The 18,600-nt window shown below is 27.1% G+C and carries 22 protein-coding genes and 1 other RNA gene; 14 read left to right on the top strand and 9 right to left on the bottom strand.

Annotated elements, in window-relative coordinates:
• The 4 genes from Q3223_RS01920 to Q3223_RS01905 all read right to left on the bottom strand — a co-directional run bounded on the left by Q3223_RS01920 (position 1) and on the right by Q3223_RS01905 (position 2,262).
• Positions 1 to 375: a VOC family protein gene (locus tag Q3223_RS01920; protein ID WP_235701859.1), complete on the bottom strand. Its 375-nt coding sequence runs from the start codon at positions 373 to 375 to the stop codon at positions 1 to 3.
• Positions 376 to 646: 271 nt separating this feature from the next.
• On the bottom strand, positions 647 to 1,144 hold the full coding sequence (locus tag Q3223_RS01915) for a YbhB/YbcL family Raf kinase inhibitor-like protein (protein ID WP_054271644.1): 498 nt from the start codon (positions 1,142 to 1,144) through the stop codon (positions 647 to 649).
• Positions 1,145 to 1,267: 123 nt separating this feature from the next.
• Complete coding sequence (locus Q3223_RS01910) at positions 1,268 to 1,630, bottom strand: helix-turn-helix domain-containing protein (protein WP_054271643.1); 363 nt, start codon at positions 1,628 to 1,630, stop codon at positions 1,268 to 1,270.
• A gap of 17 nt (positions 1,631 to 1,647) precedes the next feature.
• On the bottom strand, positions 1,648 to 2,262 hold the full coding sequence (locus Q3223_RS01905; RefSeq protein WP_074179913.1) for a HEAT repeat domain-containing protein: 615 nt from the start codon (positions 2,260 to 2,262) through the stop codon (positions 1,648 to 1,650).
• 599 nt (positions 2,263 to 2,861) lie between these two features.
• On the opposite strand from Q3223_RS01905, the gene rnr reads away from it, so the two are divergent.
• From rnr to Q3223_RS01880, 5 genes are all read left to right on the top strand, one after another.
• Complete coding sequence (gene rnr, locus Q3223_RS01900) at positions 2,862 to 4,997, top strand: ribonuclease R (protein ID WP_284182397.1); 2,136 nt, start codon at positions 2,862 to 2,864, stop codon at positions 4,995 to 4,997.
• A gap of 339 nt (positions 4,998 to 5,336) precedes the next feature.
• On the top strand, positions 5,337 to 5,828 hold the full coding sequence (locus Q3223_RS01895; RefSeq protein ID WP_054271640.1) for a YfbM family protein: 492 nt from the start codon (positions 5,337 to 5,339) through the stop codon (positions 5,826 to 5,828).
• A gap of 1,082 nt (positions 5,829 to 6,910) precedes the next feature.
• Positions 6,911 to 7,783 carry an ABC transporter ATP-binding protein gene (locus tag Q3223_RS01890; protein ID WP_284182396.1) on the top strand — a complete coding sequence of 291 codons (873 nt, stop codon included), beginning with the start codon at positions 6,911 to 6,913 and terminating at the stop codon, positions 7,781 to 7,783.
• Positions 7,780 to 9,069: an ABC transporter permease gene (locus tag Q3223_RS01885; protein ID WP_284182395.1), complete on the top strand. Its 1,290-nt coding sequence runs from the start codon at positions 7,780 to 7,782 to the stop codon at positions 9,067 to 9,069. Before Q3223_RS01890 ends, Q3223_RS01885 begins: the two co-directional genes overlap by 4 nt.
• Positions 8,999 to 9,643: an ABC transporter permease gene (locus tag Q3223_RS01880; RefSeq protein WP_284182394.1), complete on the top strand. Its 645-nt coding sequence runs from the start codon at positions 8,999 to 9,001 to the stop codon at positions 9,641 to 9,643. The genes Q3223_RS01885 and Q3223_RS01880 overlap by 71 nt, the downstream gene beginning before the upstream one ends.
• Positions 9,644 to 10,016: 373 nt before the next feature.
• Here Q3223_RS01880 and Q3223_RS01875 read toward each other — a convergent pair whose 3' ends face one another.
• A complete protein-coding gene (locus Q3223_RS01875; protein WP_054271636.1) occupies positions 10,017 to 10,844 on the bottom strand; it encodes an AIM24 family protein in 828 nt (275 codons plus the stop codon).
• Between the two features lie 516 nt (positions 10,845 to 11,360).
• Here Q3223_RS01875 and smpB point away from each other — a divergent pair.
• From smpB to Q3223_RS01845, 6 genes are all read left to right on the top strand, one after another.
• A complete protein-coding gene (smpB, locus tag Q3223_RS01870; protein WP_054277589.1) occupies positions 11,361 to 11,816 on the top strand; it encodes an SsrA-binding protein SmpB in 456 nt (151 codons plus the stop codon).
• Between the two features lie 157 nt (positions 11,817 to 11,973).
• Positions 11,974 to 12,323, top strand: a transfer-messenger RNA (tmRNA) gene (ssrA, locus tag Q3223_RS01865).
• Positions 12,324 to 12,618: 295 nt separating this feature from the next.
• Complete coding sequence (locus Q3223_RS01860; protein ID WP_407811522.1) at positions 12,619 to 12,834, top strand: DUF3791 domain-containing protein; 216 nt, start codon at positions 12,619 to 12,621, stop codon at positions 12,832 to 12,834.
• Positions 12,835 to 12,860: 26 nt separating this feature from the next.
• Positions 12,861 to 13,043, top strand: coding sequence for a DUF3990 domain-containing protein (locus Q3223_RS01855; RefSeq protein WP_284182393.1), 183 nt, complete (start codon positions 12,861 to 12,863; stop codon positions 13,041 to 13,043).
• Positions 13,022 to 13,312 carry a DUF3990 domain-containing protein gene (locus Q3223_RS01850; RefSeq protein WP_167639942.1) on the top strand — a complete coding sequence of 97 codons (291 nt, stop codon included), beginning with the start codon at positions 13,022 to 13,024 and terminating at the stop codon, positions 13,310 to 13,312. The genes Q3223_RS01855 and Q3223_RS01850 overlap by 22 nt, the downstream gene beginning before the upstream one ends.
• Before the next feature lie 5 nt (positions 13,313 to 13,317).
• Positions 13,318 to 13,548, top strand: a complete 231-nt coding sequence (locus Q3223_RS01845) for a hypothetical protein (RefSeq protein WP_054271633.1) — start codon at positions 13,318 to 13,320, stop codon at positions 13,546 to 13,548.
• Positions 13,549 to 13,664: 116 nt separating this feature from the next.
• On the opposite strand, the gene Q3223_RS01840 is transcribed toward Q3223_RS01845, so the two are convergent.
• The 4 genes from Q3223_RS01840 to Q3223_RS01825 form a co-directional block, all read right to left on the bottom strand.
• Positions 13,665 to 14,831 carry a tyrosine-type recombinase/integrase gene (locus tag Q3223_RS01840; RefSeq protein ID WP_407811521.1) on the bottom strand — a complete coding sequence of 389 codons (1,167 nt, stop codon included), beginning with the start codon at positions 14,829 to 14,831 and terminating at the stop codon, positions 13,665 to 13,667.
• Positions 14,821 to 15,573, bottom strand: coding sequence for a Fic family protein (locus tag Q3223_RS01835; RefSeq protein WP_407811520.1), 753 nt, complete (start codon positions 15,571 to 15,573; stop codon positions 14,821 to 14,823). The genes Q3223_RS01840 and Q3223_RS01835 overlap by 11 nt, the downstream gene beginning before the upstream one ends.
• Before the next feature lie 88 nt (positions 15,574 to 15,661).
• The gene (locus tag Q3223_RS01830; protein WP_407811519.1) at positions 15,662 to 16,153 is read right to left on the bottom strand and encodes a helix-turn-helix domain-containing protein; all 492 of its coding nucleotides are present in this window, start codon (positions 16,151 to 16,153) and stop codon (positions 15,662 to 15,664) included.
• 250 nt (positions 16,154 to 16,403) lie between these two features.
• Positions 16,404 to 17,177: a helix-turn-helix domain-containing protein gene (locus Q3223_RS01825; protein ID WP_407811518.1), complete on the bottom strand. Its 774-nt coding sequence runs from the start codon at positions 17,175 to 17,177 to the stop codon at positions 16,404 to 16,406.
• Between the two features lie 137 nt (positions 17,178 to 17,314).
• Between Q3223_RS01825 and Q3223_RS01820 the strand changes: the two genes are divergently transcribed.
• Genes Q3223_RS01820 through Q3223_RS01810 form a run of 3 tightly spaced genes read left to right on the top strand, consistent with a single transcriptional unit; the run spans position 17,315 to position 18,598 of the window.
• Positions 17,315 to 17,515 carry a helix-turn-helix transcriptional regulator gene (locus tag Q3223_RS01820; protein ID WP_009891540.1) on the top strand — a complete coding sequence of 67 codons (201 nt, stop codon included), beginning with the start codon at positions 17,315 to 17,317 and terminating at the stop codon, positions 17,513 to 17,515.
• Between the two features lie 3 nt (positions 17,516 to 17,518).
• Positions 17,519 to 17,833 carry a hypothetical protein gene (locus Q3223_RS01815; protein WP_003433761.1) on the top strand — a complete coding sequence of 105 codons (315 nt, stop codon included), beginning with the start codon at positions 17,519 to 17,521 and terminating at the stop codon, positions 17,831 to 17,833.
• A 21-nt stretch (positions 17,834 to 17,854) separates the two neighbouring features.
• Positions 17,855 to 18,598, top strand: coding sequence for a hypothetical protein (locus Q3223_RS01810; RefSeq protein WP_407811517.1), 744 nt, complete (start codon positions 17,855 to 17,857; stop codon positions 18,596 to 18,598).
• Positions 18,599 to 18,600: the final 2 nt, after the last annotated feature.

The following is an 18,600-nucleotide window of genomic DNA, read 5'->3' as shown; positions in this document are numbered from 1 at the left end:
CTATTCTCCATAACTTGATAATTCAATTAAATTTCCATCAGGGTCCCTTAAATAAATGGATTTCATTTTACCAAAGACTCCTGTACGCTCTACAATTCCTTGTTCAACTTGAATATCATTTTGTTCTAAGTATTTTTTTGTCTCATCAATATTTTCATTTATTTCAAAACATAAATCAGCACTACCTGTTTGTACGTTTTTGCTATGTGGTGAAAGTTCATGACCTTTTATATGGACATTTATCTTAAAATCTCCAGCATAAAGCTCATATCTTTTATTCATTTCCTTAAATGTAAAACCAAGTTTTGTATAAAATTTGATACAATTTTCTATATTATTAGTAGTAATTACTATATGGTCTATTTTTTTTATCATAACAACTCCTTAAGATTTTATATATTGATAAACTTAACATAAATTTATTTGATTTTATAAACTGATATGATTTATCTTGATTATCTAATTTTATCTTGATTGTTGAACTTTATATTTATTATTGAATTTCATGTAGAGTGTTAAATTTTATGTAAATCGCAGGATTTAATGTAATCTGTTAATTAAAATATAAAAAATATTCTAATAACAATTAAGCTAATCATTAATCAAATGTAGACATTTAATTAATGATTAGCTATAGTCAATCTAATTAGTTAGAATAACTTCCTTTTAATGTAAATGTATCTAAAACGTGTCCATCCATAGCTTTAAAAAACTCATTCATATAGAATCCTTTTTCAAGGTCAAGAATAGTATCAAGTGCAAATACATGTATTTCATAAACATGAGGTCTGTCTGGAGGTGCCATACCACCATATACACTGGCTTCTAATCTGTCAAGACCTCCTAGTTTACCATGCCAGCTAGTAGTTCCTTGAACAAAATCAGTAGCTGTTATACTTTCATTTTCACTTAATTCATCTCTTGTTATATTTACAGCTAACCAATGTATCCACGCAAATCCACATACAGGGACAGAGTCTTTGTCTTCTAAAAATACCGCAAAGGATACTGTATTCTTTGGAGCATCTTCAAACTTTAGAGGTAGTGAGTATGTAGGCATACCACCTTCATTGAATTGAGTTCCTCTTTTTCCATATTTATCTTCTATAACGCCATTTACTATACCAGTACTAGTTACTTTCATAATAATTTACCTCCTAAATATATAATAAATTAATAGAATATTTCTGTAATTTAATTATATACCAATTGAAAATAATGGTAAATTACTTACTTTTTTGTGTGTATCTATTTAGGGGGTATCTATTTATTTTAAAATACCTTTTTCCTTAAGTATATCTTCCATGCCATTATCGAGCATAAAGTTAATTCCTATATCTTGCATTATAGCCAAAGCATCTAACATTTGCTTTCCTCGAATAGGTGTAAGTGAATACTCAACCTTAAGTGGGTAACCATCATATGTCTTTTTATCTACAAGACCAAATTCGATTAATTCTTTAAGCTGTTCAAGCAACATTTTTTGATTAATACCATTAATCTCCTTCTCAAGTTTTGATAGGGAAGTTGGTCCCATGCGTAATCTCCATAATATAATAGATTTCCATTTGCCTTTTATCATATCATGTGTTAATTCTAAGGGGCAAGTATATTCATCACGAAGTTTCAAATAAGGTCACCTCCAATTTATTTTGCTAATATACGTTTTGAAGCAAGCTTATATACAAACTCAACTTTTTTATTTGTGATATCCCATGAGTCTAATTCTTTTTTTATTAAATCTGGATATTTTTTACTTATATCTCTAAGAGCATTACCAACAGATTTTCTTAAGTATTCACTATCATTATCTTTTAAACTAGAAAGTAGAGATATAGCGACATCAGGATTAGATTTAAAATAATCTCGATTGGTCCAAATCCTAAGGCCTTCTGTGACAGCTCTTTTTACGTTTGGATTGTCAGAATTAATCCATTCTTTTATTACAGGAAGTGCTTTTTCATATCCTACCTCACTACAATAATAATCAAATGATTTAGCTAGTATTTCCTGTACTCTCCAGTTTTCATCTTTACTAACATTATCTTTTAAAAATAACAATGCTTCAGAAATTGTTATTGATATAAATCCAAGTATAAACACGGCCAATTCTCTTACTTGATAGTATTCTGATCTATATAAGTAGATTGACAGATAATAACATTTTTTTGATTCATTATTTTTTACAATCTTTTTAGCTATAGTTTCAATTTCTTTAAATCCATTTTCTATAGTAATAATTTTTGCAATTACTTCTTCCAATTTTATCTCCTCCAATAAGTAGATTAGTTTAAATTTCATGTATTTATTTGTAAAAAAAAGTTTGTTTAGTTTAGATAAAATAAAGACTTGTCAAAAAACGTTTGCAAGTCTTTAGTACTAGCATAAATAAAAAATAATAAAAAATCAACCTCATTTAACATATAAATTTACTTTTATTATGAGTTTTATATTATTAAGTTGTGTTTAAAAAATTAATTGAGTTATATAAATTTTACATGATTTGAGTATACTAATAGAATAAATTATTATATAGTAATACTTATATGAGATGAATATTTTACCAATCCTATCTGATAGTGTATAATTAGGTGATAAAGTAGATGACAAACAGTAATTTAAACAATCATAATGATATTTATACAGATAATTTATTCTTAAAGAATCAGCATAATAGTGTTTTAAGTTATTACTTTACAATTTATAATAAATACAAAATATAAATAAGTAATTTAACTTGTAGGAATAATAAAAAGTATAAAAAGTTATATGTAATTAATAAAAAAGCTTTGTTCTAAGGAATATAAAAGGTAATGTAATATAAACAATAATATAATGAAAGATTAAAATAGGAGGGAAAAATGATACCAGGACTTAAAGAGAGTTTGTTAGGATTAATAAATGAAAGCGCATATAATCCTCTAAAGAAAGAAGAATTAGCAGAAATTTTTGATATACATTCATCAGAAATGCCAATGTTCTATAATTTTTTAAATGAATTAGAAGAAGATGGTTATATAAGTTTTACTAAGAAAGGAAAAATAATATCTCCAAATCAAATGGGATATTTTGTTGGAAAATTTGTATCACATAAAAAAGGATTTGGATTTGTTGAGTCTGATGCTGAGTATACGCAAGATTTATTTATTTCAAGTGACAATATAAATGGAGCTATGCACAATGATAGAGTTATGGCAGAAATAGTTGTACCTGCGACTGAAGAAAAGAGAGCTGAAGGAAGAATAGTAAAAGTTATAAAGAGAGAGATAACTAGAATAGTGGGTACTTTTCAATCAAGTAAAACTTTTGGCTTTGTAACACCAGATAACAAGAAGTTTACTAAAGATATATATATACCTAAAAAACATTTTAGTGGAGCAGTAGATAATGATAAAGTAGTATGTGAAATTACAGTATGGCCACAAGAGGATAGAAAGCCAGAAGGAAAAATTATAGAGATACTAGGTCAAAAAGGTGAAAGAGGCGTAGAAATAGACTCTATAATAAGAGAACATGGTCTTCCAGAAGAGTTTCCAAAAAAAGTATTGCAAGAAGCTGAGGCTGTGGCTGTTGAAATTCCTCAAGAAGAGATAAAAAGAAGAAGAGATTTAAGAGATTTAAACATATTTACTATAGATGGAGATGACGCAAAAGATTTAGATGATGCTATATCAATAGAAATATTACCTAATAAAAATTTTAAATTAGGAGTTCATATAGCTGATGTCACACATTATGTAAGAGAAAAAAATAAACTCGATAAAGAAGCTTTAAAAAGGGCTACATCAGTTTATCTAGTAGATAAAGTAATCCCAATGTTGCCAAAAACTCTTTCAAATGGAGTATGTAGTTTAAATCCATTTGAAGATAAGTTAACTCTTTCTATATTTATGGAAATAGACCATAAAGGAAATGTAGTTAAACATGAGATATGTGAATCTATAATAAATTCAAAAGCTAGAATGACTTATACAGAAGTGTCTGACATATTAGAAAAAGATGATGAAAAACTTAAAAAGACTTTTGAACATGTTGCAGATGACTTTAAGAATGCTGAGGTCTTAGCTAGAATTCTTATGTCAAGAAGGGAAAAAAGAGGGGCTATAGATTTCAATTTCCCAGAAGCAAAGATAATTCTAAATGGAAATGGTGAAGTTGCAGATATAAAGCCATATGAGAGAAGAATATCTAATAAGATAATAGAAGAATTTATGCTTATAAGTAATGAGACAATTGCAGAACATTTTTATTGGATGGGGATACCATTTGTGTATAGAATACATGAGACACCATCTTTGGAAAAAATGGAAGAATTGAGTAAGTTTATATCTACATTTGGATATGTAATAAAGGGTGACAAAGAGGAAGTACATCCAAAGGCATTACAAGGTATAATAGAGAAGATAAAGGGCAAAAAAGAAGAAGGTGCTATTAGTACTATAATGCTTCGTTCTCTAAAACAAGCTAAGTATTCACCAGAATGTAGTGGACATTTTGGATTAGCAGCTAAATTCTACTGTCACTTTACTTCACCAATAAGAAGATATCCTGACCTTCAAATTCATAGAGTAATAAAAGAGTCTTTAAATAATAAGATAAGTGGAAAGAGACAGGAACAGCTTACTACTATAGTGGATTATGCATCTGTTCAATCATCTGAAAAAGAAAGAAAAGCAGAATTGGCTGAAAGGGATGTACATGATTTCTATAAGGCTCTTTATATGAAGGATAAAGTTGGTCAAGAGTTTGAAGGCGTTGTATCTAGTGTAACTTCATTTGGAATATTTGTTGAGCTAGATAATACTATAGAAGGATTGATAAGACTTGCAAATATGAATGATGATTATTATATTTATGATGAGAGTTCTTATAGTGTTGTAGGAGAAAGAACTAAGAAGTCATATAAGATAGGTGATTTAGTTAAGATAAAAGTTGAGGGTGTAAATGTAGATTTTAAAGAAATTGATTTTGAAATAGTTGAAAAAATAGAGGAATAAGTAAAACATCTAAAATAGATATGAGAAGTTGTAGTATTTATGGTATAACTAAATTTGTAATACTCAATGCGCAATGAAAATTAGAAGTTAAAAAATATTTAATGAGAATAGATAATATAAAAATATTTGATGAAAATAGGTAGTATAAAAATACTTAGTTAAAAACAGATATTTAAAAAATAAATTTTTAATATAAAATAAGTGTATCATTTAAAACTTGAGATACACTTATTTTTTTGTTCTACATAAATTTTTGTTTTATTTAATTTATAACAATATATTACTTTGTATAAATTTAGTGTTAAAATAAAAAAAACACTACTTAGGAGGAATAGAATTATGGGTATGATAGGATGTTATATTAGAATAAGTGAAGAAAATGTTTTGAAATTACAACAAGCAGAAGATAACTTACAAGGTCTTGTTTTTGGAGATATGGATGAAGATAATACTATCAGTATTGATAAAGCATGGCATGCTATTCACTTTACTTTAACAGGTTGTCCATTTGGAGGAGAGGATGATAATATATTTAGCAAACTAGTAATGAGTGGAAATGTATTTATGGAGATTGATGGAGAACCTCCTGCAATGCTGATTACTGCTGATGATGTAAAGAAGCTATCAGAAGCAATGGACAGTTTGGAAGAGCAGAAGTTTAGAGAAAAATTTAATATTAGTGAGATGTTAGAAAATAATATTTACCCTGTTATGGATGATGAGAATGAAGAAGAGTTTTTTGATTATGTATGGGCAAATTTGATTGAACTTAAAAAGTTTATAGAAGAAGCTGCTAATGAGAGACAAGCAGTAATATTTTATATAATGTGATGATTACTAAAAAACTATGAACGATTAATACATTTATATATCTTAGAGATGAGGAAGTATGATTTTATAAGGGAAGATACATATTAGCCTTTTAATTATTTATTTAATAGTAGCATTTTAAAATATATCAATTATTTTTGGATTCTTGTGGTGTGTAGCTACATATATTTTATTTATCTTAAAAGGCTAAATGATTTATCCTAAGTTAGTATCATTAGGATACAAGTATGTGATAAATATTTCTTAGAACAGACTATATAATATGATTCTGAAATATATGAGTCTACAATAAGCATTTAATAATCTTCCAGATTCTAATTTAATTGATAAAATAGAGGATTTTTTAATTATAGTCTTGAGTCTATTATATTTTTGAAATTTATCTATTGTGTTCTATAATTATCTTGTATATCTATAATATTTTTTCATTATGTGACTCGATTTATTTTTGAAGCTAACCTATCATATTCAATAATTCTTTTAATTAGATATTATGTTTTTTTATTATGTGAATTAATTTTTTAAAAAATTTATCTCTTATATCCAACAATTTTTTTGTATACTTATCTTATTTTTTCATTATGCAAATTAACTATCTTCTGAAGCTAATCTCTTATATCCAACAATTCTTTTGTATACTTATCTTATTTTTTCATTATGCAAATCAACTATCTTCTGAAGCTAATCTCTTATATCCAACAATTCTTTTGTATACTTATCTTATTTTTCATTATGCAAATCAACTATCTTTTGAAGCTAATCTCTTATATCCAATAATTTTTTTAGTTATCTGCAATATTTTTTCGTTATAGCAACTTACCATCATATTGAAAGCTATCCACTATAAATAATTTCTTTAGCCATCCACCATATCTTTTTATTATATAAAACGGACTCACAAATAAAGTAAGTAAAAATTAAAAAAATATATACTCTAATTAAAAGTAGAAAAATTAAAATCTTTAGGAAAAATTTAGAAATTTATAAATAATATCTTAAGTTTTAGAATTTATTATGAAAATACAATAAAAAATTTATAGAAATACAATTCTATAAAATTATTTCTGGGGGTGTATTTATATATGGAAATGAAAATATCAGTGTCTAATCTTAGTAAAAGATTTGGAACAAAAAGTGCTCTTGATAGTATAAATCTTGAAATTGACAGTGGGATGTTTGGGCTTTTAGGAAGAAATGGAGCAGGAAAAACGACTTTTATGAGAATTTTAGCTACCTTATTATCCAAAACAGAAGGTTCAATAGATATGTGTGGGGTTCCTATTGAGAATACTAAAGATATTAGGAATATGGTTGGCTATTTACCACAAGATTTTTCAATGTATCCCAATATGACAGTATACAAGGCAATGGATTATTTAGCAGTTTTATCAAATATACCACTAAGGAAAAGAAGTAAAGTTATATGCAAGTTATTAAGTAAAGTAAACCTTACTAATCATCAAAATGTTAAGGTAAAGTCTTTATCTGGAGGTATGAATAGAAGGCTTGGCATAGCACAAGCACTAATTCATAATCCAAGAGTTTTAATAGTAGATGAACCAACAGCAGGTCTTGACCCAGAAGAGCGTATAAGATTTAGAAATCTATTATGCGAAATTGCAAATGATAGAATTGTTATATTATCAACGCATATTGTTGGAGATATAGAAGCTACATGTGAAAATGTGGCGATATTAGATAGTGGAAAAGTTATATACAATGGCTCTACTGAGGCTTTAGCAAAACTAGCTCAAGGAAAAGTATATAGTATTGAAGTAGATAAAAAAGATATTGAAAATATAAAAAATAAATTTGTAGTTATAGGTATGCTGACTCAAGGTGGAAAGGCTACACTTAGGGTCATATCAGATGATAAACCTTTTGAAAATGCAGTAGAATGTAATCCATCTATTGAAGATGGCTATATGCTTATAATGGGAGGAGAGAAGATATGAATCTATTTTTAAAAGAATGTAAAAATATATTAAAAAGTATAGTATATTATGTCTTTATTATAGTTTTAGTGTTTTTCTATGTTTCTCAACTTGGGGGTTCAGTTTCTAAAGATGTAAGTAAAAATGTTCCTAATGATGGGAATCCATTAGTTGCTCCTCAAAGGGTAGAAGATATTGAAGAATATTATTCTATACACAATCAATATCCATATGGTCAAAAAGAATCTATGAAAACAGAAGAAGTCATTCCAAATGCAACTATAAATTTAATTAGAGAATATCAAGAAAACTCATATACAACATATCCAACAGGAATAGTTAAATCTATAAAATTGGACCAAAATAAAACCAAAACCATAGAACAATATATAGAAGAAATAACTGATAGAAGTATTGAGGAAATAAATTCACTATGGAAAAATGGAGATAGCATAAAAATAGATTATTCAAGAGTATCTATTGGAAGATTTGAAGAAATAATGCAAAGAGTAGATGATATTTTAGGTGGAGGGTCTGCATATACCTTTGATAAGTTGCAAAGATTTGGGGTAGTTCCAATTTCTTATAATGAAGCAATGCAGAATTATAACTATACAATAGAAAAAGATAAAGTTACTAATGGCTATGCAAGAATTTTTTGTGATTATATAGGTATAGTCTTAAGTATATTTCCAGTGTTTGTGGCAGTTTTCATGTCACTTAAAGATAAACGTTCAAGAATGAGAGAAATTATTTATTCAAAACAAGTATCATCATACAAAATAGTTTTATCAAGATATTTTGCACTTGTTTTTATGATGTTATTACCAGTATTAATTTTAGGTATAAAAGATTTGCTTCCTTTGATTGAATTTGGCAAAAATGAAGGGATATCAGTTGATAATTTAGCATTTATAAAATATACAATATGGTGGCTACTTCCAACACTTATGATAGCTACAGCTATAGGTATGAGCCTTACTATATTAACAGATACACCAATAGCAATTATTGTTCAATTAATTTGGTGGTTTTACAGTATAAATTCTACAGGTCTTAAAGGTGATTATCCAACAATGGGGTTAATGATAAGACATAATAGTGTGCTAAGTGGGAATATTGTTGCACAAAACTTTAATCAAATTATGAGTAATAGATTTATGATGAGTCTAGGTGCATTAGTGATTGTTTTGCTAACGATATTCTTATATGAGCAAAAAAGAAGGGGGAATCTTGATGTTGGGTCAAAGCTTTCAATGCTGTTTAGTTTTAATAAAAGAAAACTTCAAATTAAGCACTTTAATTAATTTGATATGTTCAATTATATTGTTATGTTTGATTCCTCTAATACAAGGAGTAGCTAATTTAGATAGAATTTCGTCAGCCATATGCTTAGAAAATTATGTTGTAATAGTAGGAATAATAATGTTGGTACCTATATTTTCACTAGAGCAATCAAAGGAGATTGATGAAATAGTATCATCAAAATCACTATCTCAAGTTATTGTACAATTAATTAGAATACTGATGTCAATTATAAGTATAGCTGTTTTAATCATAGGTTTTGTAAATGTTTTGATATATTTAGGTGGAGATTTCCCAGTAACTGAGTATATCGTTGGAAGCTTCGCATCAGCTATGTTTGTAGGAAGTCTGGGAATGTTTTTCTCGAATTTATTTAATAATACAATCATTGGATATATGGTGTCTATAGGATATTTAATTTTAAATATGATGACTAAAGATAAGTATGTTGGAAATTTCTTTATAATGTCTATGAGTCAAGGCAGTTTTGATGAAAAATATTGGTTGATATCTGGAAGTGTAGTGTTGATAATCATATCTCTATTGATAAAACCAATAAAAAGGAAGATTAGGTAATAAAATGAGAGCTTTAATAAAATGAAGGTAATAGAAATAAAAAGTACATTTATGAGATGCAAGTTTATTTTTATATACACAAGATATAATTTGATATTTATGTATGTAAATAGATGTATTTATCTATTGGTATAAGAATATATATATTGAATTTTATTAAAAGCTCTCAAATTTATATTTTATAGTGATTTCACAATAATAGTTTAATAAAATCTATAGTAATTTTATAAATTATATAGTGAATTCATAATAATAGTCAAATAAAACCGATAGTAATTTTATAAATTTCATAATGATTCCACAGTGATAGTCAAATAAAACCTATAACAATTTTATAAATTTCATAATGATTTAGTAAGTATTTATAAAACTACTATTTTTGTCTAGAAACTTTATTATTCATATTATCATTAGTAGGCATTGAACCAAAGCTTAATTTTTCATACATTACTTGAGTTGGTGCTAACCAAACTGTACCATTACCAGTAAACGTATTTAAGAAACCTTCACCATTTAAAGCAGAACCAATTAAAGACTTATCTGATTTAGTAACAGAGAAATTAACTCCAGATGTTCTTGCTATTGCAAAGTTACCATCTACCTTTAATTCTTCTCCATTTTTTAATTCATACTCTACAATTTCGCTTTGAGGGACAACACATTCTAGAACGATTACACCAGTACCACTTAATTCTATTTGGAAGAAACCTTCACCACCAAGTAAAGCAGATGAGAAGTTCTTTTGTGTAAATGCCTTTACTTCTATTGTATCAGAACAACAATAGAATAATCCTTTATCAACAACTATTGAATCATTATCAAGGCTCATAAATAAGTAATGTCTAAAAGAAGGTTCTAAGTAAACTTCGCCAGTACCTTTATATACAGGTTTCATCATTGATTCATTAGTAAGTGCTCCTGATATTCCTTTTTTGAAAAGGCCTCCAACGCCACCAATCTTAGTTTCAGAAGAGATATTACCTTTATAATAATATAATGCACCAGCTTCTGTTTTTATTGATGAATTATTTAACTTTATCTTAATTTGTCTAGCTCTTAAGCCAGCTTCTCTAGCAAAATATAATCCCATTGCCATCATTGGGCTAGAAGCACCTTCAAGTTTTTCAAATTCTAATATTTCAAATTCACTTTTACCATCTGATGCATTTTCTAAAATTCTTACTTTTTTGCTTAAATCCATACAAATTTCTCCCTACTATAGTTAATATTTATCTCTAAAATATTACAAGATATAATTATATATTACATTTTTTTTGGAAAAATGGCTACTTTATCATCAAATTTTTACATCTTTTAAGAAACTTTAAGATGGTTATAGCTGAAGTAGGATTGCTTAAGGATATGTGATTATTTAAATGGATATTTTGAGTATTATTTATTATTTGTGGGTATTATATTTTATGGGCATGTTAAAAGATAAAAGATAGATATTTAGAGTAGTTTTTGTTTTGAAGTTAATAAATTGATTTTAGCAGTTAAATTTAGCTTGGTATTGAATGTATTTGATATGGCTTGTTATTTATTTTGCTTTACTATTTATCATATTACTTAAGAAACTTAATATATTAGTGTAATCTTGACTAAAATTCCTAAATATGTTATTATACAGGTTAGTCAAATGATTTAGTAACATGAAAAATTTAGCAAATTATTAATATCAATTGAAGAAATTTCTAGCAAAGAAGGTGAGATTTATATGGCTGGTAAGAAAGTATTAGCAACAAACAAAAGAGCAAGACATGAATATTTTATAGAAGAAACTTATGAATGTGGAATTGAATTAAAAGGAACAGAAGTAAAATCAATAAGACAAGGTAAAGTTAACCTAGGTGATGGATATGCATCTGTAGATAATAGTGAAGTATTTTTGAAACAAGTTCATATAAGTCCATATGAGCAAGGAAATATATTCAATGTTGATTCTTTAAGAGTTAGAAAATTATTGCTTCATAAGCATGAGATAAGAAAACTTATTGGAGCAACTACTATAAAGGGGTATTCACTTATACCACTTAGTTTATATCTAAAAAATGGTAAAGTTAAAGTAGAAATTGCTTTAGCAAAAGGGAAGAAGTTATATGATAAGCGTCAAGATATGGCTAAGAAAGATGCACAAAGACGTATAGAAAGAGAAATGACAGGCAAGTATTAAATTAGATAAAAGTGTATTTTTTAGAATAAAATTCTTTATTATCTAGAACATAACATTGATTTTTATTCTTAAAAGTATTATATTATATATACATTAAAAATTTAATAAAAATGGTGATAAAGTTTGCGAAAAGTCTACTGGACTATAAACTGCTCAAGGGGGCGTAAAGGTTTCGACGTGGGTTTGGAACTTGAGGCTGCATGTCGTGTTACTCTGGGTCACGTAAAAACTGGGGAACTTTAAAATAAACGCAGACGATAATTTCGCGATAGCAGCCTAGTTGCTGCTCGTCCCTCTTAGTCCTCCTGCCGACTAAGACTGGACGTCATTATGCAGGGAACTACTTTAAGGGTGTCTCGACTTAAAGTAGATTAATTGGGACTGGCTAAGCATAGAGCCTGCCACTTGGCGTTATGTGAGGCGAGATACTAGTGAAGTTGGCTAAGCATGTAGATGCAACGAGGAAAAGACTTACGGACAGGGGTTCGACTCCCCTCGTCTCCACCAATTTTTAAAAAAGAATGATGAAATACTTGGAAATACTAGTCTTTATTGACTAGTATTTTTTATTTTGGAGATGAAATCCACCAACCGTACCCCAACCACAGAAAAAGAGGTTTTTTTGAGGGTATATTGGGGTGCATTTAGGGTGTATAAAAAACCTTTATTTATTATGATATTAGGTAACATAGAATTTTAATATCTACTTTATGATATAATATTTTTATAAATGTAAAATAGTTTAAGTTGTTAATTAATAAAAATATATATTATATAAGTTTGATAGGAGTTGAGGTTTGTAATGGATGAAAGAAAACTAGAATTTTCTATTTTTTGCATTGAAGCTTTAGCAGAAAAATTGGATATAGATTCAGAAGGAATTTATAAACTTCTTAAACATGATACTGATATTTTAGATAACTATATAATACCTTGCTATGAAGCACTACATTCTCAAAGTAAAAGTTATATAGTGCAAGATTTAATACAAGTACTTAAAGAAAAGGGTGTGATGTAATAATTGTATATCATGATTCATACTGTGTGGCAAAAACGCCTAATATTATCTTCTCAAGAGATTCTTTAGATTTTGGAAAAGGATTCTATTTAACTAGTATAAAAACACAGGCACTTAACTGGATAGAACGTTTTAAGAAAAGGGGTAAAAAAGCATATTTAAATAGCTATTCTTTAGATATTGATGAATTAAAAAAATTTGTAATGTAAAAATATTCGATAGTTATAATTTAGAATGGCTTGACTTTATATTAGAATGTAGAAATATGAGTGATGTATATATGAAATATGATGTTATAATAGGTGGAATTGCTGATGATAAGATTTACAATACAATAGAACTGTATCAAGATAATCTTATTGAAAAAGATGAAGCTTTAAAAAGATTAAAATACTATAAACCAAATGAACAAATATGTATAACCAATCAAAATGTAATAGATAAATATTTAAAGTTTAGATGTGAAGAGGAGGTATAGTGCTTATGGAAGCAAATAAAACATTATTACAGATACTATATAAAAAAATTATATTAGAATTTTCTAGGCAGACAGGCAAGAGTTTGGAAGAAAGTATGGATTATTTATATACTTCTGAAACATATAAACTTATAAGTGAGGGTGTATCAGATATGCACTGTAAGAGTCATATATATTTGGCTCAGGAATTGATGCTAGAAAATGGATTAATGTACCATATAGGTTATCCAAGATAAATAGTTAAAAAATTAGATAAGAGTAAGGATACAAGATAATATTAAACTAATTTGTATCCTTATTTTGATTTTGTAATTAACTATATGAAATCAGAGTATTTTTATATATTTGATTTTTACAATGAAAATATTTTATCTAACTTTTCTACAGCTTCAACTTTCTTATCTTCCATAACTTGAGTATATATATTTAAAGTTATTGATATATCATAATGACCCATTAAAACTTGTACAGTTTTAGGAGGGACATCATTTTCAAAAAGTCTAGTTGCATAAGTTTTTCTAAGACCATGGAACTTTATAGGCTCTATATCTAAGCTATTTAATATAGACTTTAAATTCCTTAAAGGTCTTTTATCATCTACAGGGATACCTAATTCATTGCAAAATACATAATTATCATTTCTATATAATTCTCCAGCCTTTAATATATCTGTATTTTGATTTACTTTATGTTCTTTCAATTTATTTAAGACATCCTTTGGAATAGGCACAGTTCTGTAAGAATTTGATGTTTTTGGTTCTTGTTCTAATACTTTAAGCTCTCTATTTCCAGTTTTATCTATAAAATATGTTCTTTGAAGAGTTCTCTTAACTGTTAAATTAGAATTCTTAAAATCAATATCAAACCATTTAAGTCCTAGTAATTCTCCTAATCTAAGTCCAGTACCAAGAGCAAGTAAAAATAATACCTCTAATTTATGGTCCTCTATAGCTTTTATAAAACTCTTTTGTTGTTCAAGAGTCAATATTTCAAGCTTATTTTCTTTTTTCTCAACTGGTATATTTACCATAGTACAATAATTACGTTGTATAAGACCTTGTTTTTCAGCTTCTGATAAGCAGGTTTTCAGTTTAGTGTTTATTTGCCTTATAGTAGGTATACTTTTATTGGAATCAAGCAATCTATTGTAATATTTTTGCATGTGAGATACTCTTAAGTCCTTTAACTTAACATTACCTAAATCAGTATCTTTAATATAATTACGATAGATGCTTTCATATCTTTCAAATGACTTTGGTTTTAAATCTTTTATTCTATATTCAAACAACCAATTGTAAAACCAATGCTCTAAAGTTATTTTATCATCTGAAATATCAGAACTTAAATAATATTGTTTTTTATAAGCATCTAATTTATCTTTAACTTCCTTTTGAGTCTTACCATAAAATTCTTTTCTTATTGGTTTACCATCTTCATTGTAACCAATCATTATACGGGAACGCCAACCATCTTTATATTTTCCAATAGAGCCTTCTCCATTAGCTCTTTTAGTTGCCATTTTTAAACAGCTCCTTATATGATTTATAGTTATATCCATCAAAGAATGTAATACATTTCTCTAATAAGAATTTTATAACTTCATCAGCTTCTAGTGTTTCATAGAAGTTTAGCATCAATGTGTTGTACTCTTGTTTATGCTTAGCTGGTATTGATAGAACTCCTATATCATTACTTATAAGTATTAGGTTTGAGGTAAGTCTAGCAGTTCTTTTGTTGCCATCATAGAAGAATTGGCAATAGGACAACCATAAATTTATTATTATAGCCTTTTCTAAGGGGTTAGTTATTTTATTTATGATATTTATGTCGCTTACAAATAAATCCTTTAATAGAGTGGCTTCTATGCACTCATATTGAGTAGTACCCGCTATACCTATGTTACCGTTTCTAAAATCTCCAACGATTAGAGCTTCATCTTTTGCAACTATTTTATGTATAGAGCAAATTGTATCTTTATTTAAAGATAAGTTTTCTTTGTTACTTAATTTTATTACATAATCCCATGATGATTTTATATTTAGTATTTGATTTTGGTCACTTAATTTATGGCCACCTACTGTTATACCATCAAGCAATGTTTGTACTTCTGGGAATGTGAAGGGGTTATTTTCTAGGTTACCCATATCATATACAAATTCACTTATCATTCGTCTAATGTATGTTAAAGTATATTTTTTATCTCCATGAGGTAGGTTAGTAGGGAATTTATATATGTATTTTGGTATATATGATTTATTCATGATTGTAGCTCCTTCCTTATTTAATTCTTATCTAATTATGACTATATCAAAATTAACAATTAAATTTATATTGTGAAAATGCATAGTACTAATATTCCTCATCCTCATTTTCAATAAGACCATTAGAATTTTCTTGTATAAAATTTTCAACAAGACCATTTATCACCCAATTTAGATTTTTGGAGAAGTCTTTGAAGTCAGAGAAGTTTAGGTTAATTGATTTTATTGTATCTGCATTATCTGTAATTTCAAACTTTTTTTTATAGTCTGTTTTTATATCATAACCATAATTTTCTAATATGTGAACTACTAAATCCAACTCTTTATCAAATACTTTTAAATTAATATTATTATTTGTTAAAGTATCTAAATCATTTTCTTCAACAATGAGTTTATTTATAGCAATTGATAAAGTAGTAGCTATTTTTCTTATCATATCTAGACTAGGTATTCTTTGATTTTGCTCATATTTAGCTATAGCATGAACTGAACAACCAATCTTGTTGGCTAGCTCATTCCTTGACATATTTATCGATTTCCTATATTGTTTAATCTTTTCTCCGATTGTATTATTTATCATAATTCCACCTTAAATATATCATCAAACAATGATTGTATTTTTACACATATAAAGGAGTTATTTTCTAGATTATCTATATCATATACTAACTTACTCATAATTCTTTTAATGTATGTTAGAGTATATTTTTTATCTCCATAAAATAAATTAGTAGGGTATTTATATGTGTATTTTAGCATATATGCTTTATTAATAATTGTAACTCCATTTGTAGCTTTTTATCATTGCTTTAGATAGTATTGATATTATTTTATATTTTAGTTAGTAGTTTTTTTATTTCTTTAAGTGTATTTTCAAGCTTTTTATTTTTTTCCTTTAATTCATTATTTTCTTGTAATAATTTAAAGTAATCATTATTTTTAATAGTCATATTTTCTTTTTGAGATATTAACTTTTTTAGTCGAATGTTACTCCCATTATCTGTTGCCTCACTAAAGTAATCATAGATTGCTTCTATATTTTCTTCTGATAGACCAATATCTAATAATTCATCAATTGATTGTTTTATAAGAACATCATTTTTAATAATTTCTTTTATATCATCAGGATGTAATGAAAAATCTAATTCAGTATTAGATACACAATCTGAAAGTATCCAATTATAAACTTGATTTTCATTTAGTTCTAATTTTTCACCAAGTTTATAATATTGGTCTTTATCAGACCAAGCACCTAGTAATAAACTTGAGGTAATCCTAATATCATCATCTTCCATAAGATTTGAAATAGCATTTAAAAATTCATCAAAAGAATAGTATTCTTCTGGGAATAAAGACTGTAAAAAGTATAAAATATCTTCATTAGTCATTACTTCATTTTCAATATCAAAATAAAAGATAGTCTTTTCAATTTTCAAAGCTTTAGCGAGTTTTGATAAGGTATCTATACTAGGTATTCTTTTATCATTTTCATAATTTATTAGAGCATTTCTTGAGATGCCACTAATTTCAGCAAGTTGAATCTGTGTTAGTTCTTTTTGTTTTCTTATCTTTTTTAAGTTTTTTCCAATTTGCAATATTATCACCTCGTATAAAGTATATCCCAAAAGTACACAAATGAGAACAGAAAAATAATATATTCTTATTGACAGCACACATATGTCGACATTATAATTAAAATGTAAAGTTTACGAATGTGAACTAGAAAAAAGGAGGAAAAAGTATGGGAATCAATTTAAAAATATTTAGGATTAAAAAAGGTTTAAAGCAACAAGAACTGGCAGATAGAGTTGGTATATCAAGATATTATTTGTCAAACTTGGAAACAGGTAAGGCTAATAATCCAAGCAATGATTTGATGATTAAACTATCTAGAGCTTTAGATACAACAGTAGAAGAATTATTTTTTAGTAAGGAGGAGTAAAATATGAAAGAGAATAATAATTTAGAAGTTTTAAAGACATTACAAGCTACTTTAAACATTATTGTAAAGAATGAAGAAGAAGCACAAGAAAAAAAGCAAGGATATAAAATTATTGAAAATGCGAAAAGAAATAAAGCTGAACTTATAACATGTAAAGAAGCATCGAAGCTTTATCCTATAGGAGAATCAAAATTTAGGCAGTTATGTCACTCTAAAAATAAAGGTTTCCCTTGTATATGGATAAATAATCGAGTATACATAATAAAAAACAAATTGGATGATTGGTTTATTGAAAATGCAAATGGTATCAAGTTATAGTCTTAAAGTAGGTGTTTGCAATTGAGCAATAAAGGGTGGATAAAGCTTTATAGGGAGTTGTTGGATAAATCAATTTGGAAAGACATTAAACCAGAAAGAAAAGTAATATTAATAACTATATTACTTATGGCTAGTCATAAAGAAAACCATGTTTTTATAGATAATAAAAGGATAAAAATAAAGTCTGGACAATTTATTTCTTCATATAGCAAAATAGCTGAAAGATGTGGTAAAGGAGTTAGTTATCAAATGGTTAGAAGTTGTTTGTTGGTTTTTAAAAATGCTGGTTTTCTAACATACGAAACAACAAACAAGTATATAGTCATAACTATTGAAAACTGGGAGCTTTACCAAGAGAACATAGAAAATCAACAACCTAATCAACAGACGATTAACAATCAATCAACAACAATCAAGAATATAAAGAATGAAAATAATATTATATATAGTGAAATTATAAGCAAATTTAACTCAACTTGTATTGAACTTTCAAAGGTCAAGAAACTAACAGACACAAGAAAGAGGAGAATAAATTCAATAATAAGAGAATATGATAAAGAAACTGTATTAGAGGTTATAAATATAGTTAGTAATACAAGTTTTCTAAATGGAAACAATAATACAGGATGGAAAGCAAATTTTGATTGGATAATGAATTCAAGTAATTTTACCAAGATACTAGAGGGCAATTATCATAGCAAGGAAACTGACCTAAATAAAGATGAAAAGGTATATAATCCAGATGACTCTCAATTAAAGTGGTAGGG

The sequence above is a fragment of the Clostridioides sp. GD02367 genome, from assembly GCF_045900275.1.
GTDB classification, from domain to species: Bacteria; Bacillota; Clostridia; order Peptostreptococcales; family Peptostreptococcaceae; genus Clostridioides; species Clostridioides difficile_A.
This window is presented reverse-complemented; position numbering and strand designations above follow the sequence as displayed.

Excerpts from the sequence above, each read along its gene's own strand:
- Q3223_RS01840 (WP_407811521.1), bottom strand. The coding sequence starts at position 14,831 with ATGGCAACTAAAAGAGCTAATGGAGAAGGCTCTATTGGAAAATATAAA.
- Q3223_RS01860 (WP_407811522.1), top strand. The coding sequence starts at position 12,619 with ATGGATGAAAGAAAACTAGAATTTTCTATTTTTTGCATTGAAGCTTTA.
- Q3223_RS01845 (WP_054271633.1), top strand. The coding sequence starts at position 13,318 with ATGGAAGCAAATAAAACATTATTACAGATACTATATAAAAAAATTATA.
- Q3223_RS01875 (WP_054271636.1), bottom strand. The coding sequence starts at position 10,844 with ATGGATTTAAGCAAAAAAGTAAGAATTTTAGAAAATGCATCAGATGGT.
- Q3223_RS01920 (WP_235701859.1), bottom strand. The coding sequence starts at position 375 with ATGATAAAAAAAATAGACCATATAGTAATTACTACTAATAATATAGAA.
- Q3223_RS01890 (WP_284182396.1), top strand. The coding sequence starts at position 6,911 with ATGGAAATGAAAATATCAGTGTCTAATCTTAGTAAAAGATTTGGAACA.
- Q3223_RS01835 (WP_407811520.1), bottom strand. The coding sequence starts at position 15,573 with ATGAATAAATCATATATACCAAAATACATATATAAATTCCCTACTAAC.
- rnr (WP_284182397.1), top strand. The coding sequence starts at position 2,862 with ATGATACCAGGACTTAAAGAGAGTTTGTTAGGATTAATAAATGAAAGC.
- Q3223_RS01885 (WP_284182395.1), top strand. The coding sequence starts at position 7,780 with ATGAATCTATTTTTAAAAGAATGTAAAAATATATTAAAAAGTATAGTA.
- Q3223_RS01915 (WP_054271644.1), bottom strand. The coding sequence starts at position 1,144 with ATGAAAGTAACTAGTACTGGTATAGTAAATGGCGTTATAGAAGATAAA.
- Q3223_RS01820 (WP_009891540.1), top strand. The coding sequence starts at position 17,315 with ATGGGAATCAATTTAAAAATATTTAGGATTAAAAAAGGTTTAAAGCAA.
- Q3223_RS01895 (WP_054271640.1), top strand. The coding sequence starts at position 5,337 with ATGGGTATGATAGGATGTTATATTAGAATAAGTGAAGAAAATGTTTTG.
- Q3223_RS01880 (WP_284182394.1), top strand. The coding sequence starts at position 8,999 with ATGTTGGGTCAAAGCTTTCAATGCTGTTTAGTTTTAATAAAAGAAAAC.
- Q3223_RS01815 (WP_003433761.1), top strand. The coding sequence starts at position 17,519 with ATGAAAGAGAATAATAATTTAGAAGTTTTAAAGACATTACAAGCTACT.
- smpB (WP_054277589.1), top strand. The coding sequence starts at position 11,361 with ATGGCTGGTAAGAAAGTATTAGCAACAAACAAAAGAGCAAGACATGAA.
- Q3223_RS01830 (WP_407811519.1), bottom strand. The coding sequence starts at position 16,153 with ATGATAAATAATACAATCGGAGAAAAGATTAAACAATATAGGAAATCG.